Below are 18807 nucleotides of genomic sequence, written 5' to 3' on the forward strand. Positions count from 1 at the left end.
TAAAGAAAGATTTAAAAACGAAAGACATTGCTGAAAAATAGGTATTTGCCCTGATATTTTTATTCTATGAAATTAAAACTCTATCTCTTATCCGCAATTAAACAAAATGGAAAGATTGGTATTAATTATTCCTTTTATGGAAGTTCTCCTAAAGGCAATTAGAATGTAAGAATATTTATAAGATTTTAAAACTTTATCAAACGAATTATGACTTTGATTTGTCTTTCGCCACCGAGTTTAATTTGCTTAAAATATGGTTGTTTGAGTAATTTGTCGATCTGAATTTTATCATTGCTTATTTTGGTGTTGTATTGATATTTTGGACTTAATAGTTATCTTTCTTATTACTTTCTTTATTTCTGCGAAAACTCAAAATACTCTTTGTATTTGAAGCACAATTCAATGTATTTATCTTTTATTTTTTCAAGTTTGTTAATGCATATTTAACACACTTCTACCCAAGTAGCTAAAATAATGATAAGTAAAAATTAAAATCTATTTTTATTTTTTCTACAATTCGCCTCAAAAATGAAACGCACTACCATATTACATCTCATGTAAGTTTTATTCGTATTCCAAAAGTTGCACCCATTGCACTTGCTATTTCTTCTTTTGGGGAAAGTTCAAATCCTCCTCATTCTGCGACAACATTTGCTTTCTTCAGCAGACATAGGAGGTTTTTAGATAGATAAAATATTTTGTCAATCTCTCAACATGTGCCTTTTATTAAGTTCTATCTTTTTTAACATGGGTTATAATACTTTCAAAGCCAATTCCAATCTTTATATTTTTGTCCAATATTCCACTATTGATTTAATCCCCCCCCCCCAATAAAAAAATTTATCTCGTAAGCTTTTTCTTTATAATATTAAGCTCATCAAGCTTTAAGAAATTTTTAATTAGAAAAATATTTTTGTTCACAAAAGTGTCTATATCAAACTCATTTTTATCATTATGGATAAAATACCCAAAATAAGTTCATTAGTATTCACATCGTTTTTGATGTATTCAGACTTTCTTTGTGATTTAAGCTTTTTTTAATCGCTTCCTCTAGCTTTTAAAAGTGTTTCGTAAATCTTGCTTGATTTACTTTGAATATCTTTTAAGCACTTTTTCTTCATTTTCATAACCTTTTTAAGCATTTTTAGGATTTATTTGCTTAGTTTTGCAACTTTCATTATGGTAAAGTAAGGGAAAACCGCTTAGATTTTCCTTAGTATTTTACATACATTTTTAACGCTTGGAGTTGAAGTGCTTTGATGCGGTTCCGTCCTCAAAAGAACAACTTTTGTTAATTGTTGGAAGTTTTTTGTATCCTGTATAAAACAAAAACTCTTCATAAGGTATTTTCATCACGAAAACTCCATAATTTAAGTGAGGTTTAATACCTTTTAACAACATATTCCATATTGAGTACTTTTGCTTCTGAAAGCTTACAAGCTCTTCGCTAAAAGCATGAGTTTTTTGATTGAAAGACATATCTATCTTTAGTTTTTTTTGGGGGGGGAGGGGAGTTCTTTACTCATTCATCTTTCTCCGAACGAGGTTTTGCTGATGTATTGCGAAAGATCTGCGTGAGCGTGTACTAAAGTATCTTTCGATTGAACTTTTTTCTCCAGTATAAGTAAATACCTAAACCATCTGGAAAATCTCAAAAATCTTTTGAAAGATAATTCTTGTTATCGTCTTTCTACATTATCATATTGGACTTACTAAAAGCGCTCAATGGGATTGGTTGAACTTATGGTATTCGATTTTTTCGGTACTAAGCTTGAAACATATTTACAATGAGCAATGTTTGGTCTAAAAGTTCTAAAGCCATATTGTCTTTTGCGATAAAATCCATTGGAGAACTAACACATATTTTTCGCCATATAAATCTCTCTTTGGTTATTAAGTGTATAATAATTTGCTTTTTATTTTATCTAATCTTTGAACGGTAATGTAATGTTCTAGTGTGTTTTATCTTTGTAATAATTTTTAATGAAATTGCATAAGACTTTACATAAAGAGAGGCTTAAGTTCTTATAAATCAAAGCCGATAAAATCGTAATTTTTTATACAGCAACTTTATGTATTTACCACCAAAGCTCCATTAATTAAAGTTTCCCGCTACAAAGGATGCTATAAAGAGGTATGTTTCTTGTATTCAAAGTTAAACCTATGTTACTTTGCGATTAGGATGTCTTGAACTTTAAAAGACTGTTGCCATTTCATAAAAAACATTAATATTTCTAAAGTCTTCTTTTGTTTTAACCTTACAATGTCAACATATTTTTTAATCTACTTAAGTAATTTTAACCTCTTCTTTAAATTCATTACTTAATTTTCAAACTTTAATTTTAAAACAGTCAAATCATTAAGCCTTGTTAAATCTAAGTTATTTTCTTTTGTAATGTTTGCATATTGCTTACATTTTTTCATTCAAAATTAAAGTAATTTTACTGATTAAATATCGATTAAAAGGCTTATTCTAGCAACATCACTAGCATTATCTATTTTTATACTCATATTTGTTTGATTTTATACTAACAGCAAAGTTTAAAGCAACAGTGCCTACATTAAAAACTTGCGATATTTCTTTGGTTTGTATGAGTTTAATATATCTTAAGCTCTAAGAATTTTTCATATACAATCTACGCTACCTTTGCTTTATATTTTTCAAAATAAAGCTCTTTAACAACACAAAATACACTTATGCTCAAGGTTATGTTTTTGAGCGAGACCACCAAACTAAACGACGATATTATTTCTATAAAGATAATGTGCATTAGCTGCTTTTTGTTTTATAAATTACGAAAATTTTCCTTGTAATAAACAAGAAACAAAACTTATGTTTAATATGCAAGGATTTTAAAATAGGCATTATCCATGTAATAGGAGATGATATGACCCTTGCAATTAAAAAAAAAGGAGAACGATGATGTTTTGATGATCAAAGGTGAAATTTATATTCGTAGAATATCAAAATGAAGTTTTTGTAAAAAGGTTAGGAAAACTACCTTTATCTTTAATTGGCGATAATAAAGATTGTTTGACAATTCTTATGGAAGCAGATGAATTGATGAGAATTATAGGTAGAGTTGTTGAATAAATTTTAAAAGATTACGAGATAAAATAATTAAAGGTTTAGTTAAAAAGACGATGGGCGATTTGGTAAGCGACTTGTGTTTTGCCTGTGCCAGTGGCAAGGACAAGTAAGGCTCTCATTGCACCTTTTTGCACGGCAGCAAGAGTTTCATTTACGGCTACTCTTTGATAGTAGCGTAAAGGTTTTTCTATGTTGGTGTTATCAAATTTGGTTTTTAAAATACTATCTTCTTTTAAGTTTTTCCATACTTTGTAGTTTTCATAGAGCTTATCGGGGCTTGGAAAGTCTTCTAGTTTTATTTTTTTAAAAGTGCCTCCTTTAAAATCTTGATTAAATTGAAATAAAACAAATTCTTTGCCATTACTTGCAAAAGCAAAAGGCGTTTGAAGAGATTTTGCGTAATTCTTTGCCTGTTCTAGCCCTTCGCTTGATTCTTATCGTTGGCTTTTGCTTCTATCACGGCGAGGTAATGTTCTTTATGAAAAAGCACATAGTCAGCTTTCTTTTTGCTTTTTCTTTTACCATCTTTTTTCATTTCCCCATCGCTAAATTCATAATCTTTGGCTTGGATACCGTATTCTAATTTTATATATTCAAAATTCCATCCTGCTTTCTCTAATGCAGGGTCGATTAAGAGTTTTCTAGTTTCAGTCTCGTTTAACTTTTGCATTAAAACAAAATCTCATTTTGATGATATTTTTTACTTGGTAAAGGCGATTTAGGCGTATAATACTCCCTAGAGCCATTATAAGTACCGCGTCTTACTTCATTTGGCACATCAAATTTGCGTTTTGTTTCTGGGAATGCTGCAACATAGCGTGTTAAAAAATCTCTAAATACGGGAGCAGCAGTTCTAGCACCACCTTCAGTGTAACGCATAGGTTTATTATCATCATTGCCATACCAAATCAAAGCTTCGATTTCTGGCGTGAGTCCACAAAACCACGCATCGACACTTTTATTAGTTGTTCCTGTTTTGCCAGCTATTTCTATATTTGCAACTCTAGCATTGCGTCCTGTGCCTTTTTCAACAACACTTTTCATCATATCAAGCACCAAAAAGCTTTGTTCTGGCTTACTTACTTTTGTCTCTTTTGAGCTAAATTGTGCGACTAAAACGCCATTTTTATTTTTCACTTCTTTAATTAAAATAGGCTCTTTTACCACGCCATAATTCCCAAACATCGTATAAAATTTAGCAAATTCTAAAGGCGAAATTCCAAAACTTCCAAGCACTATGGATAAATTCGCAGGGATATTTGCATTAAAGCCAAATTCTAAAAGCTTAGAATGCACCACATCAAGTCCTATTTCAAGGGCTAGGTTAATGGTAGCAAGATTTCTTGAGCCTGTTAAAGCCTGTTTTAGCGTAATGAGTCCTTGAAAATTGCTTCCGTAATTTTTAGGCTTCCAGTCTTCATTATTTCCAGCCCCACCTTCAAAAATGCGTGAAATGTCAGCTACTTCACTCATAGTCGAGTAGCCAAGATTAATGGCGATTTGGTAAATAAAAGGCTTAAAAGAGCTTCCTGGTTGCCTTGTGCTTTGTGTGGCTCTATTATAATTACTTTTTTCATAATCCACCCCACCCACTAAGGCTAAAACATCGCCATTTTGATGATTTACCACAACCATAGCGCCGTTTAGAGTGCTTAAATTTGCATCTTTGTCGCGTTTAACTATCTCATCATAGCCAAATTTTAAGGCTTCTTGCGCCATTTTTTGCACTTCAAGGTCTAAATTAAGCGTGATTTGATAGCCCCCAGTTTTTAAGTCGTTAAACTGCGGACTTAATTGCTTAACCACTTCATCGACCACATAAGGTGCGACATTTTGCGTTAGGGTGTCATCATAGATTTTTGGCACTTCTTTCATTGCTATTTCGTAATCACTTTGAGAAATCCAACCTAAAGAATACAATCTTGCTATAACATTATTTGCCCTTGAAATACTTAAATCAAGATGCTTTGTAGGGTCATAAGAGCTTGGGGCTTTTGGCATACCCACAAGCATAGCGATTTCTTTAAGACTTAGCTCATTTAATTCTTTATGAAAATAGCCCCTAGCTGCTGTTTTGACGCCATAATATCCGTGTCCAAAAAAGATGAAATTTAAATATCTCTCTAAAATTTGTTCTTTAGTTAGAAAGGTTTCCATTTTGTAGGCGAGTAGGGCTTCTTTGATTTTTCTATTAAGCGTTCTTTCAGGCGTTAGCTCTGTGTTTTTGATAAATTGTTGCGTTAGTGTGGAGGCACCCTCCATAGTCTGTCCGCCCGTTTTAATAATCTTTAATGCAGCACGAAAAATTGCATCAATATTGACACCATTATGCTCGAAAAAAGCCGTATCCTCAATGGCTATCAAGGCTTCGATAAGTTTTGGGGGAAGTTCTTCATATTTAGCATAAAAGCGGTGCTGCTCGAAGATATTTGCGATGAGTTTGCCATTTTTGTCATAAATTTGGCTTGTTAATGGAGGGCTGTATTCTTTAAAGGTGTAACCCTCAGTATCCGCACTTGTAAAAAGATAGCTAATATAAATTACCGCGCAAATGAAAACAAGGGCGATAAAAGAGAAAAAATATTTTAAAAATTTCATAAATATGCCTTTAAAGTTTGAGTGTCTAGCCCTAAGGCTGTATTAAGAGTGCCAATTTGTCTTAAAATATACTTTTGATGAAAGCCCTCGCACATTATTGCACCCGCTTTATTGAGGTAAAGCTTACTTTGGATGTAAGTTTTTAAGTCATCTTCGTCAAATTTATCCAAAAAAAGTGTGGTTTTTGAAAGAGAAAAAATCTTTTTTTTAGGACTTTGAAGTAAAAAAGCACTTAAAATACTTACTTCATTTTGACTTTGCATTTGAAGCATTTTGAGTGCCTCCTCATCATTTTTAGCCTTCGTTAAAATTTGTCCTTTAACGCTTACGACACTATCAGTAAAAAGAAGATTTTCATCTTTGTGGGTATTTTTTTCACAAAATTGCCTTTCTTTTTCAAGGACGATTTTTTGCACATAAAGACTAGCATTAATGTCTTTTGTCAAGCCTTCATCATAGTCAAAAGATACTTGCTTAAATTCTATACCCTCATTTTGTAATAAAGTGGCTCTTATTTTAGAACTTGAGGCTAGAACAAGCATTAAAGTCCCTTTTCTATAAGTTTTTTAGCCTCTTGTAAGGCTTCGTTGATTTTGGAGCTATCCTTGCCTCCAGCTGTGGCAAAGTCATCTCTGCCCCCGCCATTTCCACCTAAAATTTGTGCCGTTTCCTTAACCAAAACTCCCGCTTTTAAAGGTGCTTCTTTAACCCCTGCGGCGAGATTGATTTTGCCTTCTTTTTCTTGGATGAGTAAAATAACAGCTTTTGCAAATTGATTTTTAAAATTATCAATCATTGCCTTTATGTCCCCACTTTCTATTTTGGCGACACAAATTTGCACTCCTTTGATATTTTCACTTTTTAATTCGCTAGAATTTGAGTTTTTAAGCTCGTTTTTCAGTCTTGAAATTTCATTTTTAAGCCTTGAAATACCACTCATTAAATCATTGTTTTTAAGCTCTTCTTTTAAATTTTCAAGCTCTTTTAAAGCATTTTTAGCGTAAGAATGTGCTGCTTTTGACACGACAGCCTCAATGCGTCTAACTCCAGCACTTACCCCGCTTTCTTTAAGGATAAAAAAGCTTCCTATTTCAGCACTATTTTTCACATGCGTTCCGCCACACAACTCTTTACTCTCGCCTAAGGTTAAAACCCTTACTTTATCTTCATATTTTTCGCTAAAAAGAGCGATTGCACCACTTTTTTTAGCTTCATCTAAGGACATTTCTTCAAGTCTGGCTGGGTGAGAAGAAATTATCATTTTATTGACCAAATTTTCTATTTTCTCTAACTCTTCTTTACTTAAAGCTTTTGGATGGCTAAAATCAAAACGCAATTTATTAAATTCCACCAAAGAACCAGCCTGAGCGATGTGAGTGCCTAAAATTTCGCGTAAAGCATAATGCAGCAAATGCGTGGCGGAGTGATGTCTTGCAATTTGTTCTCTTTTATCCTCATCAATGTGTGCTAAAAGTGTATCGTTTGGCTTAAGTTCTTGTCTGGCGGTAATTTTGCTAAGATTAAGTTCAAAAAATTTCTGCGTATCACTAATTTCACTTTCGCCCAAAAATCCTTTATCGCCCACTTGTCCGCCACTATTTGCATAAAAAGGGGTTTTGTCTAAGAAAACCCAGCCTATTTGCCCCACACTTAGTTTATCTTGTGTTTTGAAATTTTCATCTAGAAGAGCTAGAATTTGGCTTTTGCATTCGTTTTGCGTATAGCCTACAAATTCATTTTTGCCAAAGCGTTCTAGCAAGGCTTTAAAATCCCCACTCATAGCCTTATCCCCGCTTCCTTTCCAAGCGGCTTTTGCTCTTTGTTTTTGCTCACGCATTAGCGTTTCAAAACGCTCTTCATCGACGCTTAAATTTTTCTCTCTTAGCATATCAGCAGTTAAATCAAGCGGAAAGCCGTAAGTATCATAAAGCTTGAAAGCCACTTCTCCACTAAAAACGCTTGTTGTTTTGGCTAATTCTTCATTAAAAATTTCTATCCCTTTTTCTATGGTGCTTAAAAAGCGTTCTTCTTCAAGTTTGATTTGCTCTTTGATTTGCTCTTTTTTCTCGTTTAAATAAGCATAATGTCTCCCCATTAGCTCACAAACCACATCAACGAGCTTATACATAAAAGGTTCTTTAAGTCCTAGTAAATAGCCGTGTCTTAAAGCCCTGCGTAAAATCCGGCGTAAAACATAGCCGCGCCCTTCTTTATCGAAATTGACACCTTGTGCTAGTAAAAAAGTGCTTGAGCGGATGTGGTCGGCTATCACTCTAAAACTTGCCCCACTTTCATAAACATAAGCCCTACCACAAAGCGTGGCTATTTCATTGATGATAGGCATAAAAAGTGAGCTGTCAAAGTTGCTAAATTTACCCTCTTTAATTGCCATAACCCTCTCAAGTCCCATTCCTGTGTCAATACTAGGCTTTGGTAGGGGTGTGAGTTTTCCATCAGCACTTCTTTCATACTGCATAAAGACAAGATTCCAAATTTCTAAAAAGCGGTCTCCATCACCGCCCATATAATCCTCGCTTGAATTAAAATGCTCCGCCCCTTGGTCGTAAAAAATTTCACTACAAGGTCCGCAAGGACCTGTATCGCCCATTTGCCAGAAATTATCCTTATCACCAAATTTATAAATGCGTTCTTTTTCAATGTGCTTTTGCCAAAGTTCAAAAGCCTCATCGTCATTTTCGTGAACCGTTACATAAAGCTTATTTTTAGGTAGCTCTAAAATTTGCGTTACAAATTCCCAAGCATAAGCGATGGCTTGTTCTTTAAAATAGTCTCCAAAGCTAAAATTCCCAAGCATTTCAAAAAAGGTATGATGGCGTGCGGTGTAGCCGACATTATCTAAGTCATTGTGTTTTCCACCTGCTCTTATGCAGGTTTGACAGCTAGTTTTTCGTGGTGGAGTAGGGCGTGGAAGCTCACCTGTAAAAATACTTTTAAAAGGCACCATACCCGCATTTGTAAAAAGTAGGCTTGCATCATCAGGCACGAGGGGGCTTGAGGCTGTTATCTCGTGTCCTTTTGAGGCGAAAAAATTTAAATAAGCTTCTCTAATATCCATTGCTTTTCCTATCAAAATTTCTAAAAGCTTAATGATAGCAAAATTAAGTAAAATTAAGCTATAATCAAGCTTTTTTCAAGGGGATATGATGAAGCTTGTTTTGTTTTTAAATATGGGTGGGGCAACAAATTTAAAAGATTGCGAACTTTTTTTAAAAAATATGTTTAATGACCCTTATATTTTGGGGATTAAAAATGGTTTTTTACGCTCTTTTGTTGCCTTTTGCATTACAAAAGCAAGAGTGGGGGCGATGAGGGAAAATTACAAGCAAATAGGAAGCTCTTCTCCACTTAATTTTATAACCGCTTCGCTTTGTGAAAAGCTAAATTCCAGGCAAGAAAGTTTTAAATTTGATTTTATCAATCTTTATGTCCCGCCTTTTGCTAAGGAAATTTTGGAAAAATATACGCTTAAAAGTGAAGATGAGCTAATCCTTTTCCCTCTTTATCCTCATCACTCTCAAACCACAACCACAACTTCCCTTGAGGCTTTACATAATGAGATAAAAAAACAAAAGATTGAGGCAAAAATTAAAGAGGTGAATTTTTTTTACAAAGATGAGAATTATAATGCGATGATAATTAAGCATATTTTAAAGGCAAATGAAATTTTTTTGCCGGAGCGTAAAAAAAGTTTGATTTTTTCGGCACATTCCTTGCCTATTTCTGTGATAAAAAAGGGGGATTTGTATGAAAAGCACATTAGGGAGCATTTTGAGCTTTTAAAAAAGCAATTAAGTGATAAATTTGATACGATTTTGCTTTCTTACCAGTCCAAATTAGGACCCGTAAAATGGCTTGGTCCTAGCACGGAGGAAATTTTAAAGGGACTTAAAAATGAAGCTTTGATTTATCCACTTTCTTTTTGCATTGATTGTTCTGAAACGATTTTTGAACTTGAACTCGAATATAGAAAAATCGCCACAAAAAACTATCATCTCATCGCCTGTCCTAATGATAGCTTAGAATTTCAAAATTTCATTTTAAGTCATTTGGATAATTAAATCCCTATGCTTTTGAGATAACCATTATCATTTAAGAAAAGATAAAGCTCACCCAAAATGTGCTTTTTTTGTTTTTCATCGACAAGTTTTGAGCCAGAAATTCGCTCATTTAAAATATCCATAATCGCGTGGATATCATAGTCTAAATCTTCTAAAGTATCCAGTATGGATTGTGCTTCGATAATGCTTTTAATGCTATAATCTTTCTCATCGATTTCAATGACAGCTTCGGTTGGGTGGGTAAAAAGATTATGCTTCATTCCAAGCACTTCTTGATAAGCACCCATAAGAAAAAAACCTAAAAAATAATTTTCCTTCTCCACATCAACATCGTGTAAAAAGAGAGGATTATCTTTAGAATAAGAAATTTCACCATCACTATCACAAGTAATATCCCAAATACTAGCACTTCTTGTAGGCTTTTCATCGAGCCTATCAAGTGGCATAATAGGAAAATTTTGCTCCAAACCCCAAAAATCAGGCATACTTTGAAAGAGGGAGAAATTTACCAAATAACGCTCTTGCACTTCATTTTGTATCGCAAGTAAATCTGCATTTTGCTTGTCTTTAAGAAGCAAAATTGCTTTTTTGCTAATGAGTTGGGTTAAAATTTCAGCATTTGAGCGGTCTTTTAAATCCACATAGCCCAAATCAAAAAGCGTTAAAATGCTCTCTAAATGGTCAATGCTATCGTGTAGATATTCTAAGGCGTTGGAGGGTTTTATGTTTTTATAAAGGTCATACAATTCATCAATGAGTTTTGGATTTTGTTTTTCTAAGATGAGCTTACTTTCTGCGTATTCTTGTGAGAAAAGCTCTAAAACAGGGGCGATTAAAACCGCGTGTGAAGCGGCGACAAAACGCCCACTTTCTATGAAAATATCAGGCTCAATGTCGCTTTTTTGCTCGGCGATATTTTTAAGGATAAAAACCACATCGTTAGCATATTCTCTTAAGGTGTAATTGCGACTTTTTTCATCTTTAAATTGTGAGTATTCGACCGCTAAACCCCCGCCAAGATTAATAGCTTTTAAATTTTTAGCTCCCATTTTTCTTAGCTCTGTATAAATATTTCCCGCTTCATTCAGGGCTTTTTTAAGTGGGTGAATTTCGTTAATCTGTGAGCCAAGATGAAAATGTATCATACTAAATTGCTCAATAAGTTTATTTTCTTTAAGCAAATGCACAGCTTCTATAAGTTCGGTTGAAGTCAGCCCAAATTTGGAATTTATCCCTCCACTTTTAGCCCAAATTCCTACCCCAGCAGAATGAAGACGCACCCTTAAGCCTATATTTGGTTTAGGAGTGAAGCGTTCTTTAGCGATGTCGATAATCGCCTCAAGCTCATTTAAGCCCTCTATGGTAAGCGTGATGTTGTGTCCCATTTCAGCGGCGATAAAGCCTATATTAATCAACTCTCTATCCTTAAAGCCATTGACCGTAATGGGTGCTTCTTCATTATTATACGCCATTGCAAGTAAAAGCTCGGCTTTTGAGCCTGCTTCAAGCCCGTAATTATAATCTTTTCCAAGCTTGACTAGGTTTTTGACAAAGCCGGGATATTGATTTACTTTAAGCGGATAAACAGCATTAAAACCCCCTTTATAGTCAAATTCCTTACGCGCCTTAGTAAAGCTCCCATAAATATTTTCAATTTGCTTTTGTATAAGATGAGGAAAACGAAGCAGTAGGGGACCTCTGTATCCGTCATTACGCATTTTTTTAACCATATCGATAATGGCGGGTTTTTTACCATAATTCACACAAACTTTGCCATTTTTAATGACGAAATTTTCATCTCCCCAAATGTCTATTCCATAGCTATTCATAAACCACTCTCCAAATTTGAGATTAAAATTTGCTTTTCTTCTTTTGTCTTTAAATTTTTATAAAATAAGCTTTGATTTTGTGCCTCATTTGCGCCCATACATAAGAAAATTTCAGCATTTGCAGAATCAGCATTTGCGAGATGTTTGGCGAGTTTTTTCGCTTCATAAGATAAAAACACCTTTTTATTTTTCCTTAAATTTGTAGCGATTTGAAGCAGTTTTGGCACATAATTCTCATCCATAGCACAAAGATAAATTCCCTCGCGTTCGCACTCTTCTTCTTTTTGCTCTAAAATCGCAATTAATCTTTCAATGCCAAGCGCAAAACCTACGCCATAACCACTTTTACCACCAAGATATTCTATCAATCTATCATATCTCCCACCTCCAGCAATCGCCGCTTTAGCCCCTATCTCATCGCTGATAAATTCAAAAGCCGTTTTAGAATAATAATCAAGCCCCCTTACAAGCTTATCGTCAAGCTTAAATTCCACGCCATTTTCTTTTAAGCAAGTTTGTAAAAGCGTAAAATCTTTTTGACAAGAAGGGCAAAGCTTTTGACTAAGAAGGGGAGCGTTTTGAAGCAAATTTTGACAATGCTCATTTTTGCAATCTAAAATGCGAATGACATTTAAATCCTTGCGTCTTAAGCAATCTTCACACAAACCCTCTTGCTTGTCTAAAAATTCCATTAAGGCTTTTTTGTAACTAGGTAGGCATTGAGGACAACCTAAAGAATTGATAATAAGGCTAAATTTGATATTAAGACGGGTAAAAATTTCGACTAGCATTAAGATAAGTGAAGCGTCTTCATAGACACTTGTCGTGCCAAAACTTTCAACGCCAAATTGATGAAATTCTCTCAAACGCCCCTTTTGCGGTCTTTCATAGCGAAACATTGAGCCGTGATAAAACCAGCGTTTTACACTCTGTGCTTTATCCATTTTATGCTCTATGTAGGAACGCACCACTCCAGCCGTCCCCTCTGGTCTTAAGCAGACTTTATTGCCACCCTTATCGATAAATTCATACATTTCCTTACCGACTATATCAGAGCTTTCCCCAACGCTTCTTTTAAAAAGTTTGCTAAGCTCTAAATGCGGTGTGTTAATAAAACTAAAGCCATAATTTTTAGCAACTTCTTCGCAAATTTTTATGATTTTCGTGTAATAAAAGGCATATTTGCCCTCCACATCTTTCATACCTTTCAAAGCATTAATCATCGATAAATTCCTTTATTTTATTATGCAAATTTTCTATGCTTTCTCTTGCGTCAAGATTTAAAACTTTAAGGTCAATTTTAAGTTTTAAGAAATTTAAAACCTCTTCCATTTTTTCTTGCACTTCCATAAAATACCAAGCCCCTCGTTTTTCTATGCTATCTAAATTTTTTTGTGCCATTCTTTCTTTTAATAAAGCCTCATCAGCTCTTAAAAAAATCGCCTTTTGAGGGAAGAAATCATTAAGAGCGAAAGCGTTGAGATTAAATAATATATCAAGGTCAAAATTCTTCGCATAAGCCATACCTGAAATAATGCTTCTATCACTAATGATGAGTTTTTCTTCATTTTCTCTTAAAAGCTCTTCGTAGTGTTGATTTCTATCGGCTAAAAAAAGCAAAAGCTCTGCCTTAGATGAAATGGGGTAAGGTCGATTAAGCAACAATTCCCTTAAATGCTCTCCAAGTTTCGTGGCTCCAGGCTCACTTGTGAAAATGGCGTCTTTAAAAATGGGCTTTAAAAGTTCGATTTGGGTGCTTTTCCCTACGCAGTCAATCCCCTCTAACACTATATACAAGATTTATCCTTTAAAAATGGTAGAATTTCTTTTGGCACAAGGGAGCTTACATCACCCCCGTGTGCCGCGATGGAACGCACTATGGAGCTTGAAATGAAAGCATTTTTTAAATTTGGCATCAAATAAACCGTCTCAAATTCGCTCCATAAAGCATTATTAGCATAGCCTATTTGAAGCTCGTATTCAAAATCGCTCACCGCCCTAAGCCCACGAATAACAGTTTTTATCTCAAGTTCTTTAGCTAAATCCACAAGTAAATTTTTAAAAGTGATAATTTCAACATTTTTCAAATTTTTTGTAGCAAGCAAGGCTAAATCTTTGCGTTTTTCCAAACTAAAACAAGGATTTTTATGCTCACTTTGAGCGATGGCGACAACCACCTTATCGAAAATTTTTAACGCCCTTTTTATCACATCTAAATGCCCATTTGTGATAGGGTCAAAGCTACCAGGATATAAACAAGTCATTTATGCTCCTAAAAACAAATGTATTATTTTACTTAAATATTCTTAAAACGAGTTAGATTAAGATATTTTTGGGAATTTTGTTTTTTTTTTTTTTTTGATAGAATTGAAAAAATCCTTGCGGGAGGTGGCAATAAAGAAAATGTAAATGATTTAAAAAATAAAAAGATATAAAAAAATAAAGCCTTAGAGGCTAAAAAATAAAATAATTAAATCTTAAAGGAGTAAAAATGAAAAAAGTTGTTAAACTAGGTTTAGGTGCAAGTGGTGGTTATTACTGTCACTTTATTTTTGGCAGGTTGTGGTAGTGATATGGTGGATACCGAGAAAAAAGATGAGGCTTATTATCAAAACCCTGCAAATTACAAAGAAACATTAGCCAAAATCGAATGGTGCTTTGATAAATTAGATTCTCCGCTTAGTAATCTCAAGGAAGTTGTGGAGTGCAAAGAACAAGGATTTCATATGAATTCTAAATGTTGGAGTTATGAAGAGTTTGAAAATGTTAGAAGGGAAAAAATGAAAACTCTTTTAGATGAAATTAATGCTTTTAATTGTAAGAATGTTATGTATCTTTGCGATGAAAGAAATGGTAAAAAAATATTAAATGGAGCAAAACAATAAAAGCTTATCAAACTTTGATGCGTTTAAAAGGCTTTTAACGCCTTTTGTGGCGGATTATCCACTTTTGCAAATGGATCAAGGAGGCGGAAAAGCTAGTTTTTTATGGGTTTGGATTTGTCTTTTGTCTCTCTTGGCTTTATCACAAATATAAAAGCCATAAAAACAATATGCTAAAGCGATGAGAGCCTTTTATGGAGATAAGCTTTGTAAAGTGTAGTGTATGAGCGTGTGCTTAGAAAAGTATATTGCTATAAATACACCTAAAAAACACTAAAAAACCTTAAAGCCTTAGTTAGCTTTATAAAAACAAATATAAAAACTTGAAAGAAAGAAAGTGTAATTCGCGGTAAGTTTTAAACAACAAGTCCGCAATGAGCTACTTTCCCCCTGCCAGTAAGGCGTAGTATCATCACCCACGATGTGCTTAGCTTCTTGGTTCGGGATGGAGCAAGGCGTTTCCACATCTGTATAATCACGGACATTGTTATTTAAATGTTTATAAGCCTCAAGTTTCATTTAGCTTTGACTTCATTTTTTCTGTCTTTGCCTAGCTTAGATTACAATAAAGCTTCTACAATTTTAATCCTTATTCTTTACCCAAGCAAAAACTCAATTTAGAATTTCAAACAAGAATCATTTCAAAGCGATAAACACTTAAAAAACAATGTTAAGAGCAAGTTTTAATAAAACTCTTTACCCTTTAAGGCTTTAAACCTTAACAAGGAAGTGATGCTTTATAAAAGTAAGCCAAACGCTCTATTAGTACTGGTCAGCTAAAAGACTTTCATCTATTACACACCCAGCCTATCAAACTAGTCGTCTTCTAGAGAGCTTAGAGAAGATTCATCTTAGAGTTGGCTTCACGCTTAGATGCTTTCAGCGTTTATCCTTTCCAAACTTAGCTACGCTGCGATGCTCTTGGCAGAACAACAGCTACACCAGTGGTTTGTTCAACCCGGTCCTCTCGTACTAGGGTCAAATCTCTTCAATCTTCTTACGCCCACGGCAGATAGGGACCGAACTGTCTCACGACGTTCTGAACCCAGCTCGCGTACCGCTTTAAATGGCGAACAGCCATACCCTTGGGACCTGCTCCAGCCCCAGGATGCGATGAGCCGACATCGAGGTGCCAAACCTCCCCGTCGATGTGAGCTCTTGGGGGAGATCAGCCTGTTATCCCCGGGGTACCTTTTATCCTTTGAGCGATGGCCCTTCCACACAGAACCACCGGATCACTAAGACCGACTTTCGTCCCTGCTTGACTTGTATGTCTTGCAGTTAAGCTGGCTTATACCTTTATACTCTACAAACGATTTCCAACCGTTTTGAGCCAACCTTTGTAAGCCTCCGTTATTATTTGGGAGGCGACCGCCCCAGTCAAACTACCCACCAGACATTGTCCCACTTGAGGATAACTCAAGCTGGTTAGCTACCCAAATAAGAAAGAGTGGTATCTCAACAATGGCTCATATACAACTGGCGTCATATACTCAAAGCCTCCCACCTATCCTGCACATTCTTATCCAAGTAGCAGTGTCAAGCTGTAGTAAAGGTCCACGGGGTCTTTCCGTCTTGCCGCGGGTAGGAGGAATTTTCACCTCCACTACAATTTCACTGGATCCCTCTTTGAGACAGCTCCCATCTCGTTACGCCATTCATGCAGGTCGGTATTTAACCGACAAGGAATTTCGCTACCTTAGGACCGTTATAGTTACGGCCGCCGTTTACTCGGGCTTCGATCAAGAGCTTCGCTAATGCTAACCCCATCAATTAACCTTCGAGCACCGGGCAGGCGTCACACCCTATACATCCTCTTGCGAGTTAGCAGAGTGCTGTGTTTTTGGTAAACAGTCGGGAGGGACTCTTTGTTGTAACCTTCTTTGCTTTCGAAGTAAATTCTAATACAAAGGGAGGCACACCTTATACCGAAGATACGGTGCTATTTTGCAGAGTTCCTTAAAGAGAGTTCTTCCACGCGCCTTAGAATACTCATCCCACCCACCTGTGTCGGTTTACGGTACGGGCAACATTAGCTAAACTTAGAAACTTTTCTTGGCTCGACGGCATCAGGGGTTCTTCTCGCTATCCGAAGACTTTGAAAAGCCTTTGAGTTCTCGGTGTATTCTCACACGGATTTGCCTGTGTAAGCACCTACAACCTTAGACTAGCACTTCCATCCGCTAGCCCCCTAGCCCTAAGCGTCCTTCCATCGCACACTAATGTTGGTATAGGAATATTAACCTATTTTCCATCGCTTACCCCTTTCGGACTCAGCTTAGGACCCGACTAACCCTACGATGACGAGCATCGCGTAGGAAACCTTGGGTTTACGGCGTTAATGATTCTCACATTAATTATCGCTACTCATGCCTGCATGCTCACTTCTATCCGCTCCAGCACTCCTTGCCGGTATACCTTCGACGCAAATAGAACGCTCTCCTACCGCTTGCGCTTAGTAAAATTCTTTATCCTAAAATATTTTAAAACTTTCTTGCTAAGGCAAGAACCACTATCGTTAGTTTTAAATCTAAATGATAAAATATCAAAGAATTTAACTAAGCACAAGCCTACCGCTTCGGTACTTACTTTAGCCCCGTTATATTTTCCGCGCAAAATCACTAGACCAGTGAGCTATTACGCTTTCTTTAAAGGATGGCTGCTTCTAAGCCAACCTCCTGGTTGTTTAAGTAACTTCACATCGTTTTCCACTTAAGTAAGATTTGGGGACCTTAGCGGGTAGTCTGGGTTGTTTCCCTCTTGACGACGGATTTTATCACTCGCCGCCTGACTGCTGTGATTACACATAAGGTATTCGGAGTTTGATAGGGTTTGGTACATTGGTGTATGCCCTAGCCCATTCAGTGCTCTACCCCCTTATATTACGACACAACGCTATACCTAAATATATTTCGGAGAGAACCAGCTATCACGAAGTTTGATTGGCCTTTCACCCCTATCCACAAGTCATCCCATAGCTTTTCAACGCTAGCGGGTTCGGTCCTCCACTAGTTCTTACACTAGCTTCAACCTGCTCATGGATAGATCACTTCGTTTCGGGTCTGCAGCATCTGACTAAGCGCCCTATTAAGACTTGCTTTCGCTACGGCTTCGCGTGTGCTTAACCTCGCCAGACACCACAACTCGCAGGCTCATTATGCAAAAGGCAGTCCATCACACTGTATTGCTACATAGTGCTCTGAATGATTGTAAGCAAATGGTTTCAGGTTCTATTTCACTCGGCTCACCGCCGTTCTTTTCACCTTTCCCTCACGGTACTTGTTCGCTATCGATCTGGTAGTAGTATTTAGGGTTGGATAGTGGTCTACCCAGCTTCAGACAGAATTTCTCGTGTTCCGCCCTACTCAGGATACTGCTAGCTAAGGTTAGGTTTTCGCATACGGGACTATCACCCTCTATGGCTACACTTTCCAGAGTGTTCTGCTAACCTTTCCTATTGCACATTGCAGTCCTACAACCCCCAGTGCAAGCACTGGGTTTGCCCTCTTGCGCTTTCGCTCGCCGCTACTGACGCAATCTCTTTTGATTTCTTTTCCTGAGGGTACTAAGATGTTTCAATTCCCCTCGTTCGCTCCATTATGGTAATGTATATCTCTATACATTGGGTTGCCCCATTCGGAAATCTAGGCATCAAAGCTTCTTGACAGCTCTACCTAGCTTATCGCAGTCTAGTACGTCCTTCATCGCCTTTACCAGTCAAGGCATCCACCATTCGCTCTTAGTAGCTTACCTTTTAACCTTCTTTAGCGTCAAGGCAAAGCCTTGACTAAGAAGCAAGCTAAAGGCCTACCCCGCCAAACCTAATAAAATATTAAGCTTAACTAGAAGTTACCTTAACTTATTTCCTTAAACTAAAAAAGTTTTATAACATAATAAACTTATTGTGTTATGTTTGATTCTAAAACGCATCACTTCCTTGCTAAAGTTTAATGATAAAACTCTTTATCTTAAGACGGAAAGCATTCAAACACTTAATCAAAGAAACTAAGCTGTGAGTTTGAAACTTGTCTTTAGCTTTTATTTTAAACTAATCCTTAAATCATTTAAGAGATGAGTTTATAAACTTAGGAAAATTAAAAAAGTATAATTTTTAATTTCTTTTATTAGTAACACTAAAGAAAAGATAAATTTGTTTTACCCTTTAACAAGTTCAGTAAAATTGTTTTTATTAAAACTTGCTTGTGACTCTTAACAATGATAAGTTAAAGAACGCCTTTCTAAGAGTGTTGTAATGCTATTTAGAAAGTGAAAGTTGAAATTATACATAAAGAAACTTAAGGGAAGATGAAATTAGGGAGGGAATTGGG

General features: G+C 35.9%; 11 protein-coding genes and 2 rRNA genes. 2 read left to right on the plus strand and 11 right to left on the minus strand.

Going from position 1 to position 18807, the window contains the following annotated elements; genetic code table 11:
- Nucleotides 1-3129: 3129 nt before the first annotated feature.
- The 5 genes from CHELV3228_RS10725 to alaS form a co-directional block, all read right to left on the minus strand.
- Nucleotides 3130-3390 (minus strand): DEAD/DEAH box helicase family protein, encoded by a 261-nt coding sequence (locus CHELV3228_RS10725; protein WP_082199316.1) that lies wholly within the window; start codon nt 3388-3390, stop codon nt 3130-3132.
- A gap of 116 nt (nt 3391-3506) precedes the next feature.
- Nucleotides 3507-3761: a type I restriction endonuclease gene (locus CHELV3228_RS02085; protein ID WP_082199317.1), complete on the minus strand. Its 255-nt coding sequence runs from the start codon at nt 3759-3761 to the stop codon at nt 3507-3509.
- On the minus strand, nt 3761-5689 hold the full coding sequence (locus CHELV3228_RS02090; RefSeq protein WP_082199318.1) for a penicillin-binding protein 1A: 1929 nt from the start codon (nt 5687-5689) through the stop codon (nt 3761-3763). The genes CHELV3228_RS02085 and CHELV3228_RS02090 overlap by 1 nt, the downstream gene beginning before the upstream one ends.
- Nucleotides 5686-6231 (minus strand): septum formation inhibitor Maf, encoded by a 546-nt coding sequence (gene maf / locus CHELV3228_RS02095; RefSeq protein WP_082199319.1) that lies wholly within the window; start codon nt 6229-6231, stop codon nt 5686-5688. Before maf ends, CHELV3228_RS02090 begins: the two co-directional genes overlap by 4 nt.
- Complete coding sequence (gene alaS, locus CHELV3228_RS02100; RefSeq protein WP_082199320.1) at nt 6231-8765, minus strand: alanine--tRNA ligase; 2535 nt, start codon at nt 8763-8765, stop codon at nt 6231-6233. The genes maf and alaS overlap by 1 nt, the downstream gene beginning before the upstream one ends.
- An 88-nt stretch (nt 8766-8853) precedes the next feature.
- Here alaS and hemH point away from each other — a divergent pair, with 88 nt between their 5' ends.
- Complete coding sequence (gene hemH / locus CHELV3228_RS02105; RefSeq protein WP_082199321.1) at nt 8854-9768, plus strand: ferrochelatase; 915 nt, start codon at nt 8854-8856, stop codon at nt 9766-9768.
- Here hemH and speA read toward each other — a convergent pair.
- From speA to coaD, 4 genes are read right to left on the minus strand one after another with little or no spacing between them, the layout of a single operon-like run.
- Complete coding sequence (gene speA / locus CHELV3228_RS02110) at nt 9765-11597, minus strand: biosynthetic arginine decarboxylase (protein WP_082199322.1); 1833 nt, start codon at nt 11595-11597, stop codon at nt 9765-9767. The two genes, hemH and speA, sit on opposite strands and share 4 nt — an antisense overlap.
- On the minus strand, nt 11594-12820 hold the full coding sequence (hisS, locus tag CHELV3228_RS02115; protein ID WP_082199323.1) for a histidine--tRNA ligase: 1227 nt from the start codon (nt 12818-12820) through the stop codon (nt 11594-11596). The genes speA and hisS overlap by 4 nt, the downstream gene beginning before the upstream one ends.
- Nucleotides 12813-13394, minus strand: coding sequence for a dTMP kinase (gene tmk, locus CHELV3228_RS02120; RefSeq protein ID WP_082199324.1), 582 nt, complete (start codon nt 13392-13394; stop codon nt 12813-12815). Before tmk ends, hisS begins: the two co-directional genes overlap by 8 nt.
- A complete protein-coding gene (gene coaD / locus CHELV3228_RS02125; RefSeq protein ID WP_082199325.1) occupies nt 13385-13861 on the minus strand; it encodes a pantetheine-phosphate adenylyltransferase in 477 nt (158 codons plus the stop codon). The genes tmk and coaD overlap by 10 nt, the downstream gene beginning before the upstream one ends.
- A 264-nt stretch (nt 13862-14125) precedes the next feature.
- Here coaD and CHELV3228_RS02130 point away from each other — a divergent pair, with 264 nt between their 5' ends.
- Nucleotides 14126-14482, plus strand: a complete 357-nt coding sequence (locus CHELV3228_RS02130; RefSeq protein WP_139021795.1) for a hypothetical protein — start codon at nt 14126-14128, stop codon at nt 14480-14482.
- A gap of 363 nt (nt 14483-14845) precedes the next feature.
- Here CHELV3228_RS02130 and rrf read toward each other — a convergent pair.
- Nucleotides 14846-14962, minus strand: a 5S ribosomal RNA gene (rrf, locus tag CHELV3228_RS02135).
- Between the two features lie 258 nt (nt 14963-15220).
- Nucleotides 15221-18232, minus strand: a 23S ribosomal RNA gene (locus CHELV3228_RS02140).
- Between the last annotated feature and the right edge of the window lie 575 nt (nt 18233-18807).

This window comes from Campylobacter helveticus, from assembly GCF_002080395.1.
In the GTDB taxonomy this organism is placed as follows: Bacteria; Campylobacterota; Campylobacteria; order Campylobacterales; family Campylobacteraceae; genus Campylobacter_D; species Campylobacter_D helveticus.

What these genes read in the sequence shown, in the direction of transcription:
- CHELV3228_RS02085 (WP_082199317.1), bottom strand. Translation starts at nt 3,761, where the DNA reads ATGCAAAAGTTAAACGAGACTGAAACTAGAAAACTCTTAATCGACCCT.
- CHELV3228_RS02090 (WP_082199318.1), bottom strand. Translation starts at nt 5,689, where the DNA reads ATGAAATTTTTAAAATATTTTTTCTCTTTTATCGCCCTTGTTTTCATT.
- maf (WP_082199319.1), bottom strand. Translation starts at nt 6,231, where the DNA reads ATGCTTGTTCTAGCCTCAAGTTCTAAAATAAGAGCCACTTTATTACAA.
- alaS (WP_082199320.1), bottom strand. Translation starts at nt 8,765, where the DNA reads ATGGATATTAGAGAAGCTTATTTAAATTTTTTCGCCTCAAAAGGACAC.
- hemH (WP_082199321.1), top strand. Translation starts at nt 8,854, where the DNA reads ATGAAGCTTGTTTTGTTTTTAAATATGGGTGGGGCAACAAATTTAAAA.
- speA (WP_082199322.1), bottom strand. Translation starts at nt 11,597, where the DNA reads ATGAATAGCTATGGAATAGACATTTGGGGAGATGAAAATTTCGTCATT.
- hisS (WP_082199323.1), bottom strand. Translation starts at nt 12,820, where the DNA reads ATGATTAATGCTTTGAAAGGTATGAAAGATGTGGAGGGCAAATATGCC.
- coaD (WP_082199325.1), bottom strand. Translation starts at nt 13,861, where the DNA reads ATGACTTGTTTATATCCTGGTAGCTTTGACCCTATCACAAATGGGCAT.